General features: G+C 39.1%; 21 protein-coding genes and 2 riboswitches. Of the genes, 16 read left to right on the forward strand and 5 right to left on the reverse strand.

Going from position 1 to position 18,301, the window contains the following annotated elements; translation table 11 throughout:
* Positions 1-35 precede the first annotated feature (35 nt).
* The 6 genes from ACYQ2D_RS12595 to ACYQ2D_RS12620 all read left to right on the forward strand — a co-directional run bounded on the left by ACYQ2D_RS12595 (position 36) and on the right by ACYQ2D_RS12620 (position 3,709).
* The gene (locus ACYQ2D_RS12595) at positions 36-542 is read left to right on the forward strand and encodes an AmiS/UreI family transporter (protein WP_022304056.1); all 507 of its coding nucleotides are present in this window, start codon (positions 36-38) and stop codon (positions 540-542) included.
* Positions 543-558: 16 nt separating this feature from the next.
* Positions 559-1,035, forward strand: coding sequence for an urease accessory protein UreE (locus tag ACYQ2D_RS12600; protein ID WP_459785657.1), 477 nt, complete (start codon positions 559-561; stop codon positions 1,033-1,035).
* A 14-nt stretch (positions 1,036-1,049) separates the two neighbouring features.
* Positions 1,050-1,742 (forward strand): urease accessory protein UreF, encoded by a 693-nt coding sequence (locus ACYQ2D_RS12605; protein ID WP_022304058.1) that lies wholly within the window; start codon positions 1,050-1,052, stop codon positions 1,740-1,742.
* 35 nt (positions 1,743-1,777) lie between these two features.
* On the forward strand, positions 1,778-2,386 hold the full coding sequence (ureG, locus tag ACYQ2D_RS12610; RefSeq protein WP_117456596.1) for an urease accessory protein UreG: 609 nt from the start codon (positions 1,778-1,780) through the stop codon (positions 2,384-2,386).
* Position 2,387: 1 nt separating this feature from the next.
* On the forward strand, positions 2,388-3,191 hold the full coding sequence (locus ACYQ2D_RS12615; RefSeq protein ID WP_459785658.1) for an urease accessory protein UreD: 804 nt from the start codon (positions 2,388-2,390) through the stop codon (positions 3,189-3,191).
* A 62-nt stretch (positions 3,192-3,253) separates the two neighbouring features.
* Positions 3,254-3,709 (forward strand): metallophosphoesterase family protein, encoded by a 456-nt coding sequence (locus ACYQ2D_RS12620; RefSeq protein ID WP_459785659.1) that lies wholly within the window; start codon positions 3,254-3,256, stop codon positions 3,707-3,709.
* A 69-nt stretch (positions 3,710-3,778) separates the two neighbouring features.
* Here the strand turns inward: ACYQ2D_RS12620 and ACYQ2D_RS12625 are convergent, their stop codons facing one another.
* Entirely contained in the window at positions 3,779-4,369 is a 591-nt protein-coding gene (locus ACYQ2D_RS12625) for a 50S ribosomal protein L25 (RefSeq protein ID WP_022304062.1), read from the reverse strand.
* Positions 4,370-4,740: 371 nt separating this feature from the next.
* Positions 4,741-6,120, reverse strand: a complete 1,380-nt coding sequence (locus ACYQ2D_RS12630; RefSeq protein WP_459785660.1) for an RNA-guided endonuclease InsQ/TnpB family protein — start codon at positions 6,118-6,120, stop codon at positions 4,741-4,743.
* Positions 6,121-6,225: 105 nt separating this feature from the next.
* On the opposite strand from ACYQ2D_RS12630, the gene tnpA reads away from it, so the two are divergent.
* The 3 genes from tnpA to ACYQ2D_RS12645 all read left to right on the forward strand — a co-directional run bounded on the left by tnpA (position 6,226) and on the right by ACYQ2D_RS12645 (position 8,568).
* Positions 6,226-6,648 carry an IS200/IS605 family transposase gene (tnpA, locus tag ACYQ2D_RS12635; RefSeq protein ID WP_459785662.1) on the forward strand — a complete coding sequence of 141 codons (423 nt, stop codon included), beginning with the start codon at positions 6,226-6,228 and terminating at the stop codon, positions 6,646-6,648.
* Between the two features lie 224 nt (positions 6,649-6,872).
* The gene (locus tag ACYQ2D_RS12640) at positions 6,873-7,217 is read left to right on the forward strand and encodes a TIM barrel protein (RefSeq protein ID WP_459785663.1); all 345 of its coding nucleotides are present in this window, start codon (positions 6,873-6,875) and stop codon (positions 7,215-7,217) included.
* A 1-nt stretch (position 7,218) separates the two neighbouring features.
* Positions 7,219-8,568, forward strand: a complete 1,350-nt coding sequence (locus ACYQ2D_RS12645) for an MFS transporter (RefSeq protein WP_459785665.1) — start codon at positions 7,219-7,221, stop codon at positions 8,566-8,568.
* Between the two features lie 69 nt (positions 8,569-8,637).
* Here ACYQ2D_RS12645 and ACYQ2D_RS12650 read toward each other — a convergent pair whose 3' ends face one another.
* The gene (locus ACYQ2D_RS12650; protein WP_459785667.1) at positions 8,638-8,829 is read right to left on the reverse strand and encodes a hypothetical protein; all 192 of its coding nucleotides are present in this window, start codon (positions 8,827-8,829) and stop codon (positions 8,638-8,640) included.
* A gap of 268 nt (positions 8,830-9,097) precedes the next feature.
* Positions 9,098-9,194, forward strand: a riboswitch (THF riboswitch).
* Between the two features lie 162 nt (positions 9,195-9,356).
* Here ACYQ2D_RS12650 and folE point away from each other — a divergent pair.
* From folE to folK, 4 genes are read left to right on the forward strand one after another with little or no spacing between them, the layout of a single operon-like run.
* Complete coding sequence (folE, locus tag ACYQ2D_RS12655) at positions 9,357-9,914, forward strand: GTP cyclohydrolase I FolE (RefSeq protein WP_117456600.1); 558 nt, start codon at positions 9,357-9,359, stop codon at positions 9,912-9,914.
* Between the two features lie 7 nt (positions 9,915-9,921).
* On the forward strand, positions 9,922-10,404 hold the full coding sequence (locus ACYQ2D_RS12660; protein ID WP_117456601.1) for an HD domain-containing protein: 483 nt from the start codon (positions 9,922-9,924) through the stop codon (positions 10,402-10,404).
* Between the two features lie 39 nt (positions 10,405-10,443).
* Positions 10,444-11,250: a dihydropteroate synthase gene (folP, locus tag ACYQ2D_RS12665; RefSeq protein ID WP_117456602.1), complete on the forward strand. Its 807-nt coding sequence runs from the start codon at positions 10,444-10,446 to the stop codon at positions 11,248-11,250.
* Between the two features lie 21 nt (positions 11,251-11,271).
* Positions 11,272-12,087, forward strand: coding sequence for a 2-amino-4-hydroxy-6-hydroxymethyldihydropteridine diphosphokinase (folK, locus tag ACYQ2D_RS12670; protein ID WP_459785670.1), 816 nt, complete (start codon positions 11,272-11,274; stop codon positions 12,085-12,087).
* A 51-nt stretch (positions 12,088-12,138) separates the two neighbouring features.
* Here the strand turns inward: folK and hydE are convergent, their stop codons facing one another.
* Positions 12,139-13,161, reverse strand: a complete 1,023-nt coding sequence (hydE, locus tag ACYQ2D_RS12675; RefSeq protein WP_459785672.1) for a [FeFe] hydrogenase H-cluster radical SAM maturase HydE — start codon at positions 13,159-13,161, stop codon at positions 12,139-12,141.
* Positions 13,162-13,199: 38 nt separating this feature from the next.
* Here hydE and ACYQ2D_RS12680 point away from each other — a divergent pair, with 38 nt between their 5' ends.
* Both ACYQ2D_RS12680 and ACYQ2D_RS12685 read left to right on the forward strand, forming a co-directional pair.
* On the forward strand, positions 13,200-13,337 hold the full coding sequence (locus ACYQ2D_RS12680; RefSeq protein WP_459785673.1) for a hypothetical protein: 138 nt from the start codon (positions 13,200-13,202) through the stop codon (positions 13,335-13,337).
* A 140-nt stretch (positions 13,338-13,477) separates the two neighbouring features.
* Complete coding sequence (locus ACYQ2D_RS12685) at positions 13,478-14,632, forward strand: hypothetical protein (protein ID WP_459785675.1); 1,155 nt, start codon at positions 13,478-13,480, stop codon at positions 14,630-14,632.
* Positions 14,633-14,703: 71 nt separating this feature from the next.
* Here the strand turns inward: ACYQ2D_RS12685 and ACYQ2D_RS12690 are convergent, their stop codons facing one another.
* Complete coding sequence (locus ACYQ2D_RS12690) at positions 14,704-16,278, reverse strand: glycoside hydrolase family 43 protein (protein ID WP_459785676.1); 1,575 nt, start codon at positions 16,276-16,278, stop codon at positions 14,704-14,706.
* A gap of 213 nt (positions 16,279-16,491) precedes the next feature.
* Positions 16,492-16,586: riboswitch (glycine riboswitch) on the forward strand.
* A gap of 150 nt (positions 16,587-16,736) precedes the next feature.
* On the opposite strand from ACYQ2D_RS12690, the gene ACYQ2D_RS12695 reads away from it, so the two are divergent.
* Complete coding sequence (locus tag ACYQ2D_RS12695; RefSeq protein WP_187558937.1) at positions 16,737-18,170, forward strand: alanine/glycine:cation symporter family protein; 1,434 nt, start codon at positions 16,737-16,739, stop codon at positions 18,168-18,170.
* Positions 18,171-18,301 lie beyond the last annotated feature (131 nt).

Here is an 18,301-nt window from a genome sequence, read left to right on the forward strand (position 1 = left end):
TTGACATAAATAAAATAATACTCAGGAGGGAGCTTATGCTGGGAGTTTGTCTTTTATTTGTAGGGATTGTATTAATTAATAACGGAATGTGCGCCTTATATAAAGTGGATGGAAAATCTACAGCGGTCATGAATATTTTGACCGGTGGATTGTCTTTATTTATTAATTTTGTCAATCTCGTTATGGGAAATTATTATGCAGCAGGAACTGGACTGTTATTCTGCTTTACTTATTTATTTGTAGCATTTAGTAAAATTTTAAAATTAAGTCCGATTCCGTTTGCCTGGTTTTCTACATTTGTAGCAGTCAATGCCGTAGTATTTGGTACAATCGAGGGTATCACAGGAAGCAGTGCACTTGGAATTACTGCAGATATCCGCTGGGCTGCTATCTGGTACTTATGGGCAATTCTGTGGGGAACTGCTTTTGTAGAGGACATTATGGGAAAGAAACTTGGAAAATTTGTACCTTGCCTGCAGGTCTTTGAAGGTGTGGTAACTGCCTGGATTCCAGGGGTTATGATGCTGTTACAGGTTTGGTAGAGAGTGAGGAAAAAATATGCTGTGCGAACAGGTACTTGGAAAGCTTAATGAGTTTGATACAACCGGAAAAGAAATCGAAACAGTTGATATTGAATGGCATGAAGCATTTAAAAGAATCCATAAGAAAAATACAGATAAAGGCACAGAAGTTGGGATAAGAATGGATGATTCCATTCTTTCCCGCGGTCTTTATCAGGACGATGTCATCTATGCAGATGATAAAAAATTAGTGGTAGTCAATACCCCTCCATGTGAAGTGATTCGTGTGACTTTGATACCGGGACATGAGAAGATGTCTGCGAAGGTATGTTACGAAATTGGAAACCGTCATGCACCGCTTTTTTGGGGTGAAAATGATACATTTATTACGATTTATAATGAGCCAATGCTTGTGATGCTTGAAAAAATTCATGGTGTAAAAGCAGAAAAAGAAGTGATGAAATTGGATTTTGATAAACGGATTTCTGCTTCCATTCATAATCATCATCATTAAAAGGAGACGTTTACATGTCACAGAAAAAATTTTATCTGCTTCAGGTAAATGATGCTTTATTTCCAATTGGTGCGTATTCTCATTCACAGGGATTGGAAACTTATATACAAAATGGAATTGTACATGATGAAAAAACAGCAGAAGAGTATATTAAAAATAAAATTAAATGGAATTTTGCTACAACAGAACTGCTTTCGGTAAAGCTGGCCTATGAGTCAGCAGAGGCAGAACGTCTTGAAGAACTGGAAGAATTAGAAGAAATTTTAGAGGCATCCAGAATTCCGATGGAACAAAGAGATGCAGTCAGAAAAATGGGCTCTCGGTTTGTAAAGACGATTGAAAAACTGGATTTAGAAATTAATGAAACAGGAATTTATAAAGAGTATGTGACAGCAAGAAAAGGAAAAAATATCAGTCACAGCTGTGTTTATGGAGTGTTTTGTTCGGCGCTTGGAATTGAGTTAGAAGAAGCATTAGAACATTATCTTTATGCGCAGACCTCTGCAATGGTGACAAACTGTGTAAAGACGATTCCGTTAAGTCAAAGTGTAGGGCAAAAGTTGTTAAGCAGATGCTTTTTTGAATTTCAGGAAGTGCTTGAAACATTAAAAACACAGACCAAAGAGGAGCTTTGTCTGTCTGCGCCGGGGTTTGATATCCGTGGAATTCAGCATGAAAAACTGTATTCCAGATTATATATGTCGTAAAAAGTAAATGTGAGCTAAAAAGTGAGGAAAGCAATATGTCTTATGTAAAAATTGGAGTAGCAGGACCGGTTGGTTCAGGAAAAACAGCGTTGATTGAAGCCTTATCAAGGAAAATGGCAAAAGAATATAGCATTGCTGTTATCACAAATGATATTTATACCAAAGAAGATGCACAGTTTCTGGCGAAGAACAGTGTGCTTCCTGTAGAGAGAATTACGGGTGTGGAAACAGGTGGATGTCCACATACAGCAATTCGTGAAGATGCTTCGATGAACTTAGAGGCAGTGGATGAGATGGTAGAGCGTTTTCCGGATATTGAACTTTTATTTATTGAAAGTGGTGGAGATAATTTGTCTGCAACCTTTAGTCCGGAGCTGGTCGATGCGACGATTTTTGTCATTGATGTGGCAGAAGGCGATAAAATTCCGAGAAAAGGCGGTCCGGGAATTACCCGTTCTGATTTGCTGGTAATCAACAAGATTGATTTAGCACCTTATGTTGGAGCAAGTCTTGAGGTAATGGACAGAGACTCTAAAAAAATGAGAGGAGAGCGTCCTTTTGTGTTTACCAACATCCGTGGGGATGAAAATGTGGATATTGTGGTAGAGTGGATTAAGAAAAACGTACTCTTAGAGGGCATGTAGAATGGAAAATAAATTCGGAAAAGTATCCCGTGTCTCAATCTGTGCAGGAAAAAAAGACGGAAAAACCATTTTAGAGGATGTATCCTTTACCGCTCCGTATAAGATTATGACACCATTTGAGAAAGAAAATGGTGGGATTCAGGTCATGCCTCTTTGTGCATCCGCCGGAATTATGAGCGGCGATTTGCAGGAATTTTCCTATCAGGTACGACAGGGCGCAGATTTGGAAGTACTGTCACAGTCATTTGAAAAAATCCATAAAATGGATGGCGGTGAGGCGAAAAGAAATATCAAAGTAAACGTCGAAAAAGATTCGGTGTTATATTATTATCCTCAGCCGGTGATTCCATTTGCAGATTCTGCTTTCGAGAGTACGATGGAGATTCAACTGGAAGATAAGAGTGCAAAACTCTTTTTTCTGGATGTGATTTCCTGTGGAAGAACGGCACATGAAGAGCGCTTTTTATACCGAAAGTTTGCTTCAAAAGTGACGATTTACCGAAGTGGAAAAATGATTTACCGGGACAATACCAGATATGAACCAGAAAAAATGCCGATGGAAAAAATTGGTCTGTATGAAGGGTATACGCATGTCGCAAACCTGTTTTTATCCGAACTTGAGGACGGAAAAGTGATGCCTGAAATTACAGAAAGAATCTGGGAAATCCTTGAAATGGAATCAGAATGTGACGGCGGTGTGACAAAGCTTTGCAGTGGAGATTTAGCAGTGAGGATTTTTGGATATCGTGGACAGAAATTACAACAGATAGCAGAAAAAATAAAAAAACTGTGGGCTGATTATTAAGATTAGCTCACAGCTTTTTTTGTGGTAAAATAAAAAGAAAAACAAAAAGGAGTGTGTGCCGGATGAAAATTGCAGTGCTATCGGATACGCATGGATTATTACGACAGGAAGTGCTTGAACAAATTGAAAGTTGTGATGCGCTGATTCATGCAGGAGATATCGGTTCTCAGAGAATTATAGATGAGATTTTTATACATTTAAAGTCAAGAGTACCGGTGTATTTTGTACGTGGAAATAATGATGGAGTGTGGGATTGTCATCTTTTAAAATGCCAGCGCTTTACACTGGACGGAGTCAATTTCTGTGTGGTACATGAGAAAAAAGATGTGCCTTGGAATTTAGAAGAAACGCAGATTGTGATTTACGGTCACACTCATAAATATGAAGAAAGAGAAAAAGAGGGAAGGCTTTGGCTTAATCCAGGCAGTTGTGGGGAAAAAAGATTTTTCGATGCACCGTCGATGGCTCTTTTATATCTGGAAGATGGGAAGTGGAGAGTAGAAAAGGTGGAGATTTAATAAAAAAATGAATAAAGGACGGAGTTTGTGGCAGATGCCATAAACTCCGTCCTTTATTCATTTTACTACTTAGGCTTCAGCAGCTTCTTCGTCAGCTGTTTCATCTTCAGCAATTTCCATGTTTTTTGCATGGTCAGCAATGTGGAAAATTAAGGAATCAGCCGGTGTGATAAGCTGAGCACCTTTTTCTTCCAGACCCAAATCTTTTACATACAGAGCATCGCCTGTGTGGAATTTGGTAAGGTCAATTTCAATAGGCTCAAGCAGATGTGCAGGGTCTGCTTTGTAATGAATTTCAGTCAGTTCCTGGTCAACAAATCCCTGAACAGCGCCTTCATTTTCCAGTTTTACCGGAACAGTCGTAGAAATTGCTTCCCCGGCAACCAGTGCCTGAAAGTCCAGAGCCATTACCTGACGTTTCATTGCATCGTAATCAATATTTTTAACGATAGCGCTTGTCTTGGTATCCCCGAAATCAAGGATAACCTGAGAACCTTCTTTATGTGATTTGATAAAGCGGCTGGCGTCTACCGCACTAAACTGAAGCGGAATGTTTTCGTCCATTTCTCTTCCGTAAAGAACACCTGTGGCAAAACCGTCACGTCTTAATTTTTTTGCTTTTACTTCCGGATTTCTTTTTGTGGTTTTTAATGTAGTCATAATATCTATTCCTCCTGAAAAATCAAAATAATTATTCGTGTAGGTATAGAAGATGTGATAACAGAAGTTCTATATGCACTATCTGTATTATAACACTACAAATAAAAAATAAAATAGGAAAAATGTGAAAAATTTGTGAAAAAGAAAAAAGCCATCTTAAAAAATTAAAAAAGATGGCTTTTTTCTTTGTAATCATGCGATGAGTCTTACAAGTGTTGAATCTGAGTTAAATATTTTGCGAACAGATAATGAATTACCAACTCCCATGCGGTGCATAGCTCCTATGGAAGTGGTATCTGGGTGGCAGCAGGACACTTTATAAGTCGTCTTTCGAACCTAAAAATAAGCTGTCCACCACCTGCCGAGGCCGTTCACGCGGCCGCTATCCCTTTTACGGAAATACTTAGGGGATTCAGTTCGTGGAATCCTGACACTTCAGGTGATGCGAGGAATGAAAAATCAGTTATGCTGTTCCATGCATCCGTTATGGCCTTGCGCATGATATTTGCGGCACCGTTGCAGTCGGCATTGATAATCATGCCGTTAAAGCAGCGGTAGAGACTGCGGCTTATGCGCCTGCCAGAAAATACCGTATTTTCGGCATCAACGCCATAAACAGGAATGTAGTCCATTGCTGTTATGTCAGCCTGTGAGGTGTATGACTCTTCCTGCATGATTATCTTTATTCCGGCATCAGATGCTTTGTAAATAATCATCTGTTTGAGCAGCCCTGTAGGCATTGAGACAAAGTTTTGGTTGTTCTGTGAACCCATGTCGCAGTCCTGTTTCCAGCGTTTGTTTTCGCCAAGAACAAGTGTACTGGCGTGATGTTCTATGCAGTAGTTTATAATGCTGCGGCTGATTTTATGGCACTGGTCCTTAATGAAATCGGCATGATGCCTGCTTAAGGCGCTCAGGTATCTGGAGCTGGCATGCATGTGTTCATGGCCTTTTGTGATAATGCTGACAGCTTTGGCTCTCTTTTTGTGAAACCACTGGCACTCTGACAGAACCGCTCCGCCCTTGTACAGCATTGATGAACCATCATTGCATACGACAGCTGCGAAGTTGCTCACACCAAAGTCTATGGCGCATATGTTGGGCATGTCTGTATTATCTGCGGCAAAATTTTCACTTTCGAGGGTAAGGCACAGGATGTATCTTCCATAATAAGGCTTAATTTTAACCTCTTTGAGGACGGAATCCGCTTCTACATTTGAAAGATAAAGGCGTTCCTTTCTACCCGGGAGTTTTAAATTAACACCATGATCTGCGGGATATAATACAGCATCCTGATTCGTAATACCAAATGTGATAACCTTACGCTTCTGGTAGTGCGGCATCTGCGGTTTTCCTAAAAACTTTGACGGATCCTGCTTGTAAGCCTTTAAGGATTTCAGCCAGTTTGAGAAATCGGTTCCTGCATGTTTGACAACAGCCTGTGCCGTCTGCATTGGAAGTCCTGCAAAGAAGTCAGGGTTATGCGTAACGCGCATCAGTTTCTCAAGGTGACCGTATGAAATGACCTTTTTCACTTTAACAGAAGGATAAGTCTGTTGCAGAAGAGCTACTTCAGCAAAGACTTCTTTCTCATTGTCCGTATGAGAGTCTTTATCCCAGCCTGTGAAAATCTGTCTGATACGAAAGAGCGCAGCATTATACAACAGCTTTGCTTTTTGAGCATTGCTGTCGCAGTAATCATATATTAAGCTGCCCTGTGCTATCTGACACTGGATTACCTTATAAGACATATAGCTGCACTCCTTTTGTAAGTTTTATAAGTATTGAAAACATGGATTATCTCTGATATAATCATAGCAAACATATATTTGGATGTAAAGGAGAATTTGATCCTTATGAAAAAGAAAACAGGGTACGAATATTATACAAACAGGCACAGCTGTTTTTTATTGCAGTATCATATAGTACTTGTAACAAAATACAGACATCCGGTTCTTACCGGCGATGTAAAAACTGCTGTCTATGAACGGATTAATTATGTAGCTGAAAGCAGAGGGTTTAATATACTTGAGTTAAATGGGGAACTGGATCACATACATCTGCTTATTGAAGCGAACCCGCAGACTCCTCCGTCAGAACTTGTCAATGTAATAAAAACTCAGACGTCCCGCAAAGTTCGTAAGCTTTATGGCGATACATTGCTTAAAAAGTATTACTGGAAACCTTATTTTTGGTCTGACAGTTATTTTATTGCAACCGTAAGTGAAAATACTCTGGATGTAGTGAAAAATTATATTAAAAATCAGGGAATAAAATAAAACACAGCCATTCACCCACGCCTATGCAAGTATTATAGACGTGGTACTCTGTCTGATATGATAGAAATATGAGGTGTAATATTCGTAGAATCTGGAAGGGTATCATTTTTTAAATATTCTTTTAAGTAAATAATCGGCAGGTAACCCTGACGATAAAGATTTTGAGTAATTGTGAAATCAATACTTCCATCTTCTAATAAAAGTTTTGTGTTAGCAGTAACGTCATGGCAGATTACTTTGATTTCTTTTTCAAGTCCAAGTGCTCACAGATGGCAGCAGAGATTTGTCGCCTGATTGGTTCACCAAGATTGAAAGTACTTTATGATATTTATCATATGCAGATTAATGAAGGCTGTATTTGCGACACCATTACAAATTATGGAGAACAGTTTGGTCATATTCACGTTGCAGATGCACCGGGACGTCATGAGCCGGGAACAGGAGAAATTAATTATAAGACAGTACTTCGACATTTAGAAAAGACAGGATATAAAGGTTATGTCGGATATGAGCTGTTTCCGTTAAAAGATACAGAAACCGCAGTGAGGGCGATTATGGAGGAATGTTAGATTGAAAAAAATAACAAACAAGATAAGAATCGCTTATGGATGTGGTGACGCAGCATGTAATATTGTATATGGTATGGTAAATACGTTACTTACATTATTTTACACAGATTACGTTGGAATTTCGCCAATTACAATTGGAATGGTTATGCTGATTTCCAGAATTTTCGATGGAAGTTCTGACCTGATTATGGGAATTGTGGTAGAGCGTACCAAGAGTAAATGGGGAAAAGCAAGACCTTGGTTGTTATGGATGATGGTTCCGTATGGAATTGCTGCTATCTTATTATTTACTGTTCCGCATACTTCGGAATTTATTCAGGGAATTTATATTTTTGTTACCTATAACGTACTTACAACTGTAATCTATACCGCAATTAATGTACCTTATGGCGCATTATCTGGATTAATGACAAGAGATTCTTATCAGCAGGATTTATTATCAATTTTCAGAATGATTATCTCTCCGTTTGTAAGAATTATTTCTGTAACTTTTACAATGCCAATCGTAAAATTATTTGGAAATGATCAGGCTGCATGGATTAAAACAATGGGATTATGGGTTGTCATTGCTATGGCATTACTCTTATTCTGCTTCTTAAAATGTGAAGAAACTATAACAACAGAGCAGAAAAAAACAGTAGAAAAAATCCCGGTATTGACTCACTTAAAAGCATTGGTTAAAAATAAATATTTCTGGTGTGTACTGGTATTGTGGACAGTTCAGGTTACTCACATGACAATTATTGGTACAAGTCTTCCATATTATTGTAAATATATCTTCCATAATGATTCATGGATGTACAGTGTATTATATTTTGCAGAGACGATTGTAATTATTTTGGGTGCGATGGTTTGTCCTGTGTTTATCAAGAAATGGGGGAAAAGAAATATTACACTCGCCGGTGCAGTAGTTGCGATTGCAGCGCAGGTATGTCTTATGCTAAATCCAAACAACTTCTACTATATGTTTGCGATTACATTGATTCGTTCAGCTGGTGTAGCACAGCTAAATGCGACAGTATTTGGTATGCTGGGAGATGTGGTAGAGTATAGTTACTGGAAAAATGGTTTCCGTCAGGAAAGCATGATTTTTGGAGGCGCAAGTCTTGGATTTAAAGTAGGTTCAGGAATTGCAAGTGCAGTGATTACTTCTTTAATGACTGCAAGTGGATACATCAGTTCACAGGGAGCAGATGTAGTACAGCCAGGAAGTGCGATTTCAATGATTGCTGATATCTATAAATGGGGACCGGTCATCATTTGGGTGATTGCAGCAATTATGCTGGTGATTTACAAATTAGACCGTGAAATGCCACAGATTGCAGAAGAATTGGCAAATCGAGAAAAATAAAAAATAAATGGGCTAATCCAGTTTGAGGATGGCCCATTTATTTTTGGGACTCTAAAATCAGGAGGCTTTTTATTCATATTCTCGAAAAAATTTTATTATATTTTTTGCTATCCAGATAATTTCTATTACGATACCCAAAATAAAAAACACCAATACTGCACCCTTCAATTTCCAGTTCATCGCAACTCGCATTGTCAAGAAAATCATTGCAATAACGCTAAGAATAAACCATACAATAGAGGATTTGTTCTGTTTTTTCATTACATTTTCCCCTTTCCTTGAAAGAATTAAAAAAATGAATACGCAAATCGTTTTCTTAGATTTCTATATTAATATTATATCATACCAACAGTTTAGCGGCTATTTCTACTTATTTATTTAATTTTCAGATTCTTTGTCTCATTGTTTTACATTCCCTTCTTTTGAATTTTACATAAACAGGAAAAACCTTCCAAAACTCCCCTGCAAACTACGGATTTCTATTGCTTTCTTCTGTACTCGATGCTATAATAGCCGCAGATAAATAATATGCAAAATAGGATTCTATGCGTTAAGTGTTCAGTGGATGGGGAGTTGCCGCAGAAACGAAAAGCTCGTCTTACGATATGGAGTCCGCACCCGTTGCAACACACAGATGACAGCAACATCTCGATTGTGAAGGGATATAAAAATTATTATTTATTCCAGATGACTTATTCACATCGGGATGTTTTTTTTGTGTCTTTTAAACTTTTCTTGTCTTACATCCCGAAACATTATTCATTTATATTAGAGGAGGATTTTTAGAAATGATGGACCATGAGAAAATCAAACAGGGCGTTCGCCTGTTATTAGAAGGTATTGGAGAGGATGTAAACAGAGAAGGACTTTTAGAGACACCGGACCGTATTGCCCGCATGTGTGAACAGATTTACGGCGGACTTTATGAAGATGCAGGTGTACATCTTGAAAAACAGTTCCATGCAACCAACAACAATATGGTAGTAGAAAAAGATATTACGTTCTATTCTACCTGTGAACATCATTTACTTCCATTCTACGGAAAAGCACACGTTGCTTACATTCCAAATGAAAAAGTAGCTGGTCTTAGCAAACTTGCCCGTACCGTTGAAGTATTTGCAAGACGTCCACAGATTCAGGAAAATATGACTGCACAGATTGCAGATGCATTAGAAGAACACCTTCAGCCAAAGGGTGTTATGGTTATGATTGAAGCAGAGCACATGTGCATGACCATGCGTGGAGTTCAGAAACCGGGAAGCAAAACCGTAACAACTATGGTTCGCGGTGCTTTTGCAGAAGACTTTAACCTTCAGCAGACTTTCTTCCAGATGGTAAAAGGTTGATTCATTTATGGAACGAATCCAGAAAATTTTAAATCATCCATTGTATCAGGAACAGTTTAAATTATTACAGGATGCAGAAAAAGATCGTGAGTTCTGCCGTCATACAATGGAACATTTTGTTGATGTTGCAAGACTGATGTACATCTATACCTTAGAAGAAAAAACAAACGTAAGTAAAGAACTGATCTATGCGGCAGCCCTGCTGCATGATATCGGACGCTATGAACAGATTTCACTTGGTACTCCACACCATATTTCCGGTGCGAGGATAGCGGATGAAATTATGACTTTCTGTGATTTCTCTAAAGAAGAAGTTATACAGGTTGCAGAAGCCATCGCCGGTCACAGAAAAGAATCTTCTGAGGAGGATTCTCTTCTTGCAAAATATCTTTACCGTGCAGACAAACAGTCTCGGAACTGTTTTGCATGTCCGGCAATCAAAGAATGTAACTGGCCGGATACCAAGAAAAATTTAGCGTTGTTTTATTAGAACGAATTTGTTAAATACTAAATTTGGAGATAAAAGACTATGAAAATCGGAAATCGTGAATTTGATGTAAAAAATGAAACCTATATTATGGGGATTTTAAATGTAACTCCGGACTCTTTCTCAGACGGAGGAAAATTTAATAATCTTGATGCAGCTCTGCATCATGCAGAAGAAATGATTAAAGAAGGGACAGATATCGTAGATATCGGTGGAGAGTCCACACGCCCGGGACATATTGTAATTTCAGAAGAAGAAGAAATCGCAAGAGTTGTCCCGATTATTGAAGCTGTCAAAGCTCGTTTTGATGTTCCGGTATCAATCGATACTTATAAAGGAAATGTTGCAGAAGCTGCTCTTCAGGCAGGCGCAGACCTTGTAAATGATATATGGGGCTTTAAATTTGATAAAAAAACGGCACTTATGACCGCAAAATATAATGCAGCCTGCTGTCTGATGCATAACAAAGATGAAGCAGTTTACAATGATTTCTTAGAAGACATGGTAAGTGAGATGGCTGAATGTGTTAAAATCGCAAGAGAAGCCGGAGTTGCTGATGATAAAATCATGTTAGACCCAGGTGTTGGATTTGGAAAAACTTATGAAATGAACCTCGCTGCAATCAATCATGTAGACGTTCTGCACAGACTTGGTTTCCCAATTTTACTTGGAACTTCCAGAAAATCTGTAATCGGAAATACGTTGAATCTGCCGGCTGACCAGCGTGTAGAAGGAACACTTGCCACAACTGTAATCGGTGTGATGAAAAACTGTGCATTTGTCCGTGTTCATGATATCAAAGAAAACAAACGTATCATCCAGATGACAAAAGCAATTCTTGCTCACTAATAACGAATCGGAGAACTTATTATGGATAAGATAACTGTCAAAGATTTAGAAGTATTTGCCAACCACGGTGTGTATGAGCAGGAAAATTTTCTGGGACAGAAATTTGTGATTTCAGCAGTTCTTCACACAGACACCCGCATGGCAGGCTTAACCGATAACCTTGAAAATTCAATTAATTATGGGGAAGTTTCCCATTTGATAAAAAAAGTCGTAGAGGAAAATACCTGGAACTTAATTGAAAAAATCGCAGAAGAAGTTGCTCATACAATCTTAGTAACTTATTCTAATCTTGTGAAGCAGGTAGATATTACAGTAAAAAAACCATGGGCACCAATCAATCTTCCACTTGATACCGTTTCAGTTGAAATCAGCAGAAGCTGGCATACTGCCTATATTGCTCTTGGCTCTAATATGGGTGATAAAAAAGCATATCTTGACCGTGCGGTTGCCTTGCTTGATGCAGCAGACGACTGCGGTGTTATTCGGGTTTCGGATTATCTTGTAACCGAACCTTATGGCGGAGTGGAACAGGATGATTTTTTAAATGGAGCATTGGAACTTAAAACTCTGCTGCCACCTTATGAACTGCTTAACCTGCTTCATGAAATCGAAGCGGATGCAAACCGAGAACGAATCATCCACTGGGGACCTCGTACTTTGGATTTGGATATTTTACTCTATGATGACGAAGTAATCGATGCACCGGATTTACATATTCCGCATATTGAAATGCATTTACGAGACTTTGTATTGATTCCAATGGCAGAAATTGCACCGTGGAAACGTCATCCAATTACAAACATGACAATGCTTCAGATGCTTCAGGCACTGCAGTAAGAAATAAGGGACGGAATTTATGGCGTTTGCCACGAACTCCGTCCCTTATGTTTAATGTTTTTTTACATCACCTCTTGCCGTTACAATCTGATACCCCGCTTTTTTTACCCTTGCTTCAAGGCATCCTCGGCACTGTGCAGCTTCTTCACCGGTGCAGATTTTATTTTCATAAAGCTCATATTTCTTACGAACAGATACCGGAGAAAGGTTTGGCATTACGACATTTCCTCCGGCTTTTAGCCCTAATTCTCGTCCTTCCGGATGAATCGTTCCAAGTGCAGTAGTGGATGGAATCAGTGCATAAGGAAAGAGTAATCTTAAAATAGAAACCATACGGAGAGTTTTGGTAAGGCTTCCACTTGGAAAATTGGCAAACGGGGTATCCTGATGGGTAATATAAGGTCCGATTCCTATCATATCAGGCTGTAATTTTTGCAAAAATCGAAGATCACAGACGAGATTTTTGGTAGTCTGATAAGGAGAGCCGACCATAAAACCGGAGCCAACCTGATATCCGATTTCTTTTAAATCAAAGAGACAGCGTTTGCGGTTTTCAAGGCTCATGCTGTCAGGGTGTAATTTCTGATAATGTTCAGGTTCGGCTGTCTCATGGCGAAGCAGATAGCGTTCTGCACCGGCATTGAAATAAGCCTGATAGCTTTCTTTTGATTTTTCTCCAATCGATAACGTGACGGCACATTCCGGAAAGCGTTCTTTAATAGCAGAAACAATCTGACAGACTTTCTCATCCGTGTACCACGGGTCTTCTCCACCTTGCAGTACAAAGGTACGGAAACCGAGAGCAAATCCTTCTTCACAGCAGGATAAAATGTCGTCAAAAGAAAGGCGGTAGCGGTCTGCTTTCCGGTTTCCTTTTCGGATACCGCAGTAGTAGCAGTCATTTTTACAATAATTTGAAAATTCAATTAAACCACGTACATAGACTTCGTCTCCATAGTTTTTCCGACGGATTTTATCGGCTTCTAATCCAAGTGTTTCTGTGGCAGTTTCATCGTCAATAAGAGCTGCAAGCTGCTCATCTGTAAAGCTTTGTATTTGTGTTTGATAGTTCATATTTTTCACCTACATCTCTAAAAATTTTGTGGCTATTTGTGAAAATCGTACCATTTAGAGCGGGTCATGTCAATAGAGTTTGTGGATTCTGCCATGATATCAGAGAGGCTTTTTCTAAAAATCTGGTACTGGCGGGAAGAGAAGAAGCCTGTGAAGTGACAGAAATAGTTAATTAGATTTTAAGGGAGATGCAAATCGGTAAAAATTGATTTTGCCATTTAAAAGAGAACGTGCTAGTATAGAGGGGAATCCGAAGAGATTCCCCTTTTTAGAGAAATTAAAGAAAAAGTAACAGAATAGAAAAGGGTAAGAAAGGATGGACAAAAAGAATATGCGAAAAATATTGCAAAAAATTGCGTTGTTAGGAATTATAGCATCATTAAGTATGTTTACACTTGGAGGATGTCAGAAGCAGACAACGGAAACAAAGGAAACGAAAACAGAGACAAAAGCAGAAGAAAGCGAAGATAAAACAGAAAAAGAAGGCACGAAAGAAGTAGAAAATACAGAAGATACGAATGGCGAAGCGGAAGAAAAAACCGAAGAAGCTGCAGATGAGGAAAAAACGGAAACCGAAGAGAAGACAGAGGAAAAGACAGAGGAAAAGAAAGTAGAACTTGAAAAGACAGAACACCCGACTTTTACTTCTGATGGAATCCGTAAACTCGTACTTAACCGAGATGGAGAAGAAATTTTCTCTTTGTCAAAAGAACCGGCCGATTACAAGATGGAGTTTGATTACTGGGAAATTTTAAATCCTTACGATGAGACAGCGACTGTAAATACGGAAACCATGTATAAATTGTTTGACGTGTTAAGCGGATTTGATTTTTCAACAACTGCGGAAGTTCCGGATGGAACAGATACCGGTGTCGAAGGAAGTACAACAACGATGCAGATTGATTATACAGAGAGTACTGATACCTCTGCCGAAGCAGATAAGACGGTTACCTTACTGCTTGGAAATGAAGATGACCTTGGAAATCGTTATGTGGCAGTAGCAGGCTATGAAAATGAAGTGTATACAATCCCTTCCAGTACACTTGAAGCAATTTACAACTTAAATCCATTTGATTATATCTTAAAAATTCCGGCACTTGTAAATATTGATACCGTAGAAAGCATTGACATCAAGACAAAAGAATCTTCTTATACAATGAAAATCAAAGATGGAAAATATTATATGGGCGATAAAGAAGTGGAAAAAGAAACCTTTACAACCCTGTATCAGGCATTGTTGAATGTGATGCTGGATTCTAATTTAGATACTCCGAAGGCGGATAATGAAAAAGAAGAAGTGCTGTGTATGGTATTCCACAGAAGTACAAAAGAAGCACCGGAAATTACACTGACGTATTATACTTATGATGGAAATTATGACAGTGTTGCAGTCAATGGAACGGAACGATATCTGGTAAAAAATGCAGATGTAAACGCTCTGGTACAACAGATAGCAGAAGCGTTTAAATAAAAAAATGGCTCACAGAGTTTTTTCTGTGGGCCATTTTTTGTATGTTTTACTTGCAGAGGCAAAAATTAAAATTATTCACCCTGATAAGAAAACCAGTCAAAGTCAGCATGGTTAAAGCTTTCGGTATGATTCGAGCTTGTATACATACCCATATAAGCACCGGTAAATCCTTCGTTTACAACAGAGCTTAAAAGAGAAGCATCAAGACCTGAAGCAAGTAAAGTCATTTCCTGTTCGTCATATCCATAATAGAAGCTGTAGTCGGTTACATTTCCCTGAATAGAAAGATACAGACGTTTACTTCTTTTTACAGGAGCAGAGGTAATGAGACTTCTTGTTCCATTTTCTGTTTTGTGAAGCTCGAGCACAAGTTCATCGTCTTTTTCTTTTAGAACCATAATGTAATTAAAGCGGTCATCTTGAAGAATCGCAACACCGGCTTCTTCCGATTCTGTCTGTGGAATAAATTCCATGGCAGTGCGGGCTAAAAATGTTTTATGCTGCTGGCGTCGTCCAACAAAAGATGGAGTACAGATTTCTTCAAGCACTTCCGGGCGGGTGGAAAGACGTAGAAATCCAGGACGTTCTGTCAGAGAATAAAATGGTTCTACCGGCGGATGAATGGTATTCCACTGCATTGCAAGGGTTTCGCTTTCAAAATTATCGGTAGTCGGAATCAGCGGAACAATGGTTCTTGGAAGATTGGGAAGACGTTCTTCGGTCTGAACCATTCCGGTTTCATTGTCAATCATTGGCCAGCCATATTTGTCCCATACAAATGGAACCATAAATGTTTCACGGCCAAGGTTATAGTGACCTCCGACATAAGGACGAACGGCAAGAAGTACCATCCACCATTCTCCATTCTGAGTTTCCACAATATCAGCATGTCCGGTAACAGAAATCGGATTTTCGATCGGAAGATGACGGTGAGTAATAATTGGATTTCTCGGACAGATCTCATAGTCACCATTGATGGTACGGCAGCGAGCCATCTGTACACTGTGGTTTACAAATGTGCCCCCTTCTGCAACCAGTAGATAATACCAACCGTCTTTTTTATAAATATGTGGAGCTTCAATCCATTTACTTCTGGTTTTGAAACCATCCCAGATAATGTAGCGTGGACCTTTAAACTGGAAAGTTTCGGTATCTAATTCATTTAAATAAATTCCGTGGTGTCCCTCATAACGACATTCTTCACTGATAAAGTTTCCCGCATACCAGAGACTTCCGTCTTCGTCGAAAAACAGACTGGAATCGATTCCGTCTGCACCCTCTACAAATACCGGGTCACTCCATGGACCAGCCGGGTCTTTTGCGGTTACAATGTAGTTATCGCGTCTGGCTTCTCTGCCCTCGGACACAAAAGTATTGATAATATAGAATGTACCTTCGTGGTAACGGATGCTTGGTGCCCATAATCCTAAAGAGGTCTCACAATTTTTATAATCTAATTGGTCCGGACGATGGATTGCATGGCCGATTTGTTCCCAGTGTACCAGGTCACGGCTGTGGAAAATCGGAAGTCCCGGATAATAAACAAAAGAAGAAGTAACAAGATAATAGTCTTCGCCTACACGACAGATAGACGGGTCTGGATAAAATCCGGAAAGAAGTGGATTTTTAAACGTATTTTTTAACATGATTAATGCTCCTTTACATGAAAAATTAATAAATTATAAAGTAAGTGATGATGCTTTGATAATAGCACAGGAAATCGGGAATGACTATGCAATTTGTGCGAATAAAATGTCAAGAAACAGGAACTGTAGTTTGAGCAGATTTTAGAAAAAATGTCTCCCATAAAAAAACACTTGTATTCAGCACGGGAATATGCTATAGTAAACGTTGTCGAAAGACAACACTCTGGAGAGTCTCAAGTAAGAGCGCCGAAGGTGTACGGCAACATTTATGTTGTTAATCTCTCAGGCAAAAGGACAGAGTATACAGAGGTTATCTTGTATATGTTTTGTCGTACTCTTATGAGACTGTGGAATGAGGATTCCACAGTTTTTTTGTTTTCTGAACTGAAAAATTCAAGAGAGGTTCTAGGAAATGTACCAAAGTGGTGCATCGAAAAGAAAGAGAGGACGTAAAAGAAATGTTTGAAACAATGAACAATGTAATCAGCTGGATTGACGGAGCGGTATGGGGATTACCGCTGATTATTCTCATCTTATGTACAGGTATTTATTTATCTGTCAGCATGGGATTTCTTCAAATCCGGCACCTGGGCAAAGCCCTGAAATTTATGGTAAAAAATGAAGAGGGCGGAAAAGGTGAAGTCAGCAGTTTTGGTGCACTTTGTACTGCAATGTCAGCAACAATCGGTACCGGAAATATCGTCGGTGTTGCAACCGCACTTGCAGCAGGTGGTCCGGGATCATTATTCTGGATGGTTGTTGCAGCATTTTTTGGAATGGCAACCAAATATTCCGAAGGTGTGCTGGCAATCAAATATCGTACTATCGATAAAGAAGGTCATGTACTTGGCGGACCATTCTACTATATCGAAAATGGTATGGGTGTAAAATGGAAATGGCTTGCAAAAATGTTTGCATTCTTTGGTGCGGGTGTAGGTTTACTGGGAATCGGTACATTCACACAGGTAAACGGAATTTCCTCAGCAGTCTGTAATTTCTTTGACCCGGATAAAGTAAACACTATCGCATTATTTGGCAGAGATTACTCTATCGCAACAATCATTGCAGGTCTGGCTCTGACAGTATGTGTTGGGCTGGTTGTTATCGGTGGATTAAAGAGAATTGCAAGTGTTTCACAGGTTGTTGTGCCATTTATGGCAATCATCTATTTCGTATTTGCTTTTATTGTCATTATTACACATATTACAGCACTTCCGGCAGCAATTGTCACAATCGTAAAGAGTGCATTTACAGGAAGCGCACTGGCAGGTGGAGCGGCAGGAACGATGGTAGTTGCAATGCAGAAGGGTATTGCACGTGGTATCTTCTCAAATGAAGCAGGTCTTGGTAGTGCCCCGATTGCAGCGGCAGCAGCACAGACCCATTCTACCGTACGTCAGGGTCTGGTTTCTATGACAGGTACATTTATTGATACTATTGTAATCTGTACGATGACAGGTCTGACCATTGTTATAACAGGTACATGGAATACTGGTCTTGAAGGTGTGGCAATTACAACAGCTGCATTCCAGAAAGGACTCCCGTTCCCTCCGGCTGTTGCATCTTTAGTATTGATGGTATGTTTGGTATTCTTTGCATTTACCACAATTCTTGGATGGAATTACTATGGTGAAAGATGTATTGAATACTTATTCAACCGTAATAAAAAAGTAGTAAAAGGATACCGCTGGTTATATATTCTTGCAATTTTTATCGGACCTTACATGACAGTAGAAGCAGTATGGAATATCGCAGATATCTTTAATGCATTGATGGCATTTCCAAACTTAATTGCACTGATTGCGTTAAGTCCGGTTGTATTTGCAGAGACAAAAGCGTTTTTTGGAAAACAGAAAGCGAAAGTAAAAAGCGCAGAAGTACAGGCAAATTAGAAAATAAATAAATGAATTAGTTCGAGCTGTCAAAGAATGTCTGCTTGAAAAAACAGCAGAAAGAGGTTAGTCAGAAAATGACTAATCTCTTTTTTCATTTGTAACACTTTTGTAAAGGAAAATTAAGAGTG

Source organism: Blautia stercoris (genome assembly GCF_054657695.1).